At 48.7% G+C, this 4,564-nt stretch carries 3 protein-coding genes; all 3 read left to right on the plus strand.

Going from position 1 to position 4,564, the window contains the following annotated elements; genetic code table 11:
* Window positions 1-304 (plus strand): glycosyltransferase (locus QZP87_RS09290; protein ID WP_291322641.1); only part of this gene is annotated, 304 nt, incomplete at its 5' end.
* Window positions 305-891: 587 nt separating this feature from the next.
* Window positions 892-3,783: a hypothetical protein gene (locus QZP87_RS09295; RefSeq protein WP_291322642.1), complete on the plus strand. Its 2,892-nt coding sequence runs from the start codon at window positions 892-894 to the stop codon at window positions 3,781-3,783.
* A gap of 572 nt (window positions 3,784-4,355) precedes the next feature.
* Window positions 4,356-4,564 (plus strand): hypothetical protein (locus QZP87_RS09300; RefSeq protein ID WP_291322643.1); only part of this gene is annotated, 209 nt, incomplete at its 3' end.

Genomic DNA, 4,564 nt, shown 5'->3' on the forward strand with positions numbered 1-4,564 from the left:
CAGAATCAAGGGGCACATAGGACTGGCACCTGTTCTGGAATCCAGGTTCAACAGAGTGCGCAGTCATGTCAAATACTACGACATCACCCGCAGCGGCGCAGCCGGGATCTACTCCCGGGTTCCACAGTTTGAGCGGGTCATAAGGCACGGCTATAACGGACTGTTGGTGGACAATGATCCCCGGGCCTGGGCCGAGGCCATCCTGCACCTGGTTAGACACCCGGAACTGCGGGAACAGATCCATGGCAATGCCTTGAAAGATGCGACTGGCAAAACTCATTTTTGCAGTCAAAGGAGTCAGTAGACAGGATTCAGCGGACATGCCGAAGATAAAGAAGTTTATCCACCCCGGTGTACTGGAAGAAGCCCAGTGAAATACCCCAAGGGGGGTCCCCGATTTCACGGGGCAGGCGATTTTTCACTAAAGCGGACTATGCCCGCAACCCAGATAAGAAAAGAGTTTTTAGCCCACAGATCACACAGATGCACACAGATAAGAGAGGTTTTTTATGTGCATACCAGGAATGAAGAACCTGGTATGCACATGGTCTCCACCGCATCCGCGGTAGATGCCCAGGGAGTTAGTCCTCCCCCGCCCGAAGGGCTGATACTTTATTTTTGCAGGTCCTGCCCCGTTAAATTGCGTTAGCACCTCGAAGAGGATTTAACTGGGGTCTTATTCCTGCAAAAATAAATAACTATCTTTTATCTGTGCCTGCCACGCGCCTCGCGTGGTCAATCTGCCTGCCCCGTGAAATTCACGAAGTGAAGGCGAAGCCATTTCACTGGGGTGTGATCTGCCTGCCCCGTTGAATCTCTTCCATTCAACTGGGGTGGGCAGCAGTCTTTTTCTTAAAAAAATAACCAATAACAAATAACAGATAACAAACCATGCCACAAAACAAAATCATCGACTGTCTGTTCATTCTCTCCGCTCCCAGAAGCGGCTCCTCGGTCCTGGCCGGCTGCCTGCATCATCTGGGAGTTGAGCTGGGATCCAGTATAACCCCTGCCGGTTCGTCAGGCCATAGCCGGGCCTTTGAAAACCGGGATATAACTCTGGTGCACGATATCCTGCTCAGGGACCTGGGCTGTTCCTGGGACATGCTGGGCTCTCTTCCACAGGGCTGGCCGGATTCCGAGGCTGCTGCCAGGGCCCGCAAGAGCCTGGAAGGAATTTTAGAAAGCAGTTTCAAAAAAGACCGGCTGTTTGCCATCAAGGATCCCAGGCTTTGCAGGCTGATGCCCCTGTGGCAGCCCTTACTTGAGAGTGCGGGCCTCAGCCCCGGGCTGGCTCTGGTAATGCGTCACCCCTGGGAAACCGCCCTGTCCCTGCGCAAAAATCATGATCTGGACCTTCTCAAGGCACATCTGCTCTGGCTCATCTACAACCGCGAGGCTCTTGGCTTTCTGGAAAAATTCCATGAAAATGAATCAACTGAGACTGCTTCCATGACTAAGTCAGCAAAGCATTGCAGTTTCACCGTCACTTTTGATCAACTCCTGGCTGATTCCCCGGGAACTCTGGGGATGTTGCAACAGCAATGCAGCCTTTCCCTGCCCAGATCCCTTGAGGACAATATCCAGACTGTTCTGGAGTTTATCCGTCCTGAATTCAAAAACCACCACGCCGGCAGGACTGAAGAGAGTGCAGACGACTTGGCGGCTTATGCACATTTTGCCTCCATCTACAATCTCTTCCGGGCGGGCCGGACCTCCGGCAAGGATCAGATCAGGCAGTCAACCACTGGATTCACAAGTATTGAATCCCGGTTGACCCGGGATCTGCCTTATCCTAGAGGAACAGCACCTGAAAAATCCAAAAAAGAGACCGGCTCAGAAGTGGGCACAAAGGTCTTTGATAATTTCCTTACCCTTATCAGCTCATATGAAAAGACCCAGCGCGAAATGCGCCTGGAAAGAGAAAGATGTATCCTGAGCAGCACCGGCAGCAGCGAAACCCTTTATACCCGGATTATGCTGCCGGACCGTGAGGGCGGCTTCACTCTGGATCAGTCCAGGACCTTTCTGCTTCCTCCTGAGGAGTGGTACGAACTGAACCTGCCCATTCCTGATCCGGAACTTATCAATGCACATGGTCTGCTCCTGGGTGCTTTGAATACCCGGGGCATGGTCAATATTTCCAGAATTGAATTCCGCAGTCTGGTCAACAATGAAACCGTATGGAAAGCGGACAATCCTCAAGAATTCAAAACGCTTGAGCCAGGCCAGGATCTGGTGCGCTTACCCGTTGAGGAGCCTTTACAGCTCTTGGTCTGTGGACCGGACCCCAGGCTGTCTGTCAGTCTTGATACCCCTTTGCCCGATTCCCCCCTGGAACTAAGGATCTGGATCAAGGCCGGGCTGGATATGCAGGCGGTGGCTCAGGTCCTTCAGTCTTTAAAAAACAGGCAAAAGCAGCTGTCCCAAGAGAAAAAAAACCAGGCTGAAAAGAGTGCTCAGGAGGTCCAGGAGCTGAAGGAAAAGATCAATTCCCTGGAAAAACAGCTCCAGGAAACCCGGGAGCAGCAAGCCCAAAAAGCTGAAGAGCTTCAGCAGCAGGTAGAAGCGGAGAAGCAAAAAGCTGAGAATGCCTTGAAGGAAAAGGACAAGGCCCTGGCTGAAAAAGATAGCCAACTGAAAGAACATAACAGCAGGTACCAGGAGCAGAACCAATCCCTGGAAAAAGAAATAGCCAGAGCTCATGAGGCTGAGAAAAAGCTGGAAATCCTGAATCAAGAGCTTCAGCAAAAGGATAAGTCTTTAGAAGAACAAAGTAACAAGCTTAAAGATATGACCGCAGAGCTGAAGCAGGAAAAAACCGCCAGGCAGGAGATAAAGAGCAGTCTGGAAGAGAAGAAAAAGGCTCTCAAGTCCAGGATAGAAGAGATTGACGAGATGTGGGAGGACCAGCAGAAACTGGAAGATAAACATTATCAGCTGGAACTGCAGTTTCAGGAAAAACAAAAAGCCTGTAACAAACTGGAAGAACAACTACAGACCAGGGATAAGGAGCTGCAGCAGTCCAGGCAGGAATCCGATAAAACCATCCAGGCTCTAAAGAAGGATCTGGGTCAGGAAAAGGAAAAAGCCTCTGGTCTGAAAAAGCAGCTGGATGAAAAGGCGGCTGAGCTGGAGAAGCGTGATAAAAGCCTGAGCGGGCTCAAAGAGCAGCTTCAGCAAAAGGACAAGTCCTTAGAAGAACAGGGTCAGAAAATCAAAAAGCTGTCCTCAGGGCTGGAAAAGGAAAAATCCGCTGGAGAAGAGATCAAAGGAAAACTTGAGGAAAAAGAAAAGGCCTTTAAATCCAAAGATGAAGAGTTGAATAAATTACGTGAAGATCTGCAGCAGGCCGGTCAGGCATCCGATAAAACCATCCAGGCTCTTAAAAAGGATCTGGGTCAGGAAAAGGAAAAAGCCTCTGGTTTGAAAAAGCAGCTGGATGAGAAGTCCGCAGAGCTGGAGCAGGAAAAAGCCGCCAGGCAGGAGATAAAGAGCAGTCTGGATGAAAAGGCGGCTGAACTGGAGAAAAGGGATAAAAGTCTGAGTGATCTAAAGAAAAAACTGCAGCATAAAGACAAATCCTTAGAAGAGTTTGAGCAGCAATATAATGAACTAAAGAAAAGCAATGAACAGATCCCACAATTAACCCTGGAAATGGAAAACGCATGGCAGAAAAGTATCCAGCTTGAGGCCTCTTTGGAAGAAAAAGAGCTGGTCCTGCAGGAAGAGAAGGTCAGATCCGCCCAGCTCAAAAAAGAGCTTGAAAGATCAAGAAATTAAAGGTGTTTATCCGCCCTGGTTAGGGATGTTCAAAATACCCAATAGCCTAGTGACTTACTAATGAAACCCTGTCAGGAAAAACAAGAAAAATTTGAGCTATGGCGGGGGTTCAGCGCTTGGCACTGTAACTGTTTTGCTCTTATTTTTTAAGAAAAAAGACTACTGCCCACAGATCACACAGATTGACACAGATATAAGAGATTAAAGAGATATATATTTTTTCCTTGCGGGAATAAGAACCCGCAAGGAAAAGGTATCAGCCCTTCGGGCGAAGGAAAATTACTCCCCGGTATCTACCGCAGATGCGGTGGAGACCGTGTGCATACCAGGTTCTTCATTCCTGGTATGCACATAAAAAACCTCTTTTATCTGTGTGCATCTGTGTGATCTGTGGGCAAAAAACTCTTTTCTTATTTGGGTTGCGGGCATGGCCAGCGTTAGTAAATCATCAATCTGTAATAATCTTCTGATTTGTGAAGATTCGTGAAGATTCGTGGACAAACAATTTTTCAGCTAAGCAGGAATTATTCATTCAGAACCGTGGATAAATAAGTCATATATTAGAGGTCCTCATGAGCAAAAACAAAGACAAATGCATTATCATCACCGGCATGCATCACAGCGGTACAGATATATTAGCCGGCTGTCTGCAGCTGTCAGGGGTAAAAACCGTTGGGGACTATACTCCCTTGGATCCCCAGACAGGTCAAACATCTCAGGAACTTCAGGACATAAGCCTGGTCCATGACCTGCTGATGCAGGACCTGGATGTGTCATGGGA

It is taken from the genome of Desulfonatronospira sp., from assembly GCA_003563255.1.
In the GTDB taxonomy this organism is placed as follows: Bacteria; Desulfobacterota; Desulfovibrionia; order Desulfovibrionales; family Desulfonatronovibrionaceae; genus Desulfonatronospira.

Coding starts and splice junctions, on each gene's coding strand:
- QZP87_RS09295 (WP_291322642.1), top strand. CDS start 892: ATGCCACAAAACAAAATCATCGACTGTCTGTTCATTCTCTCCGCTCCC.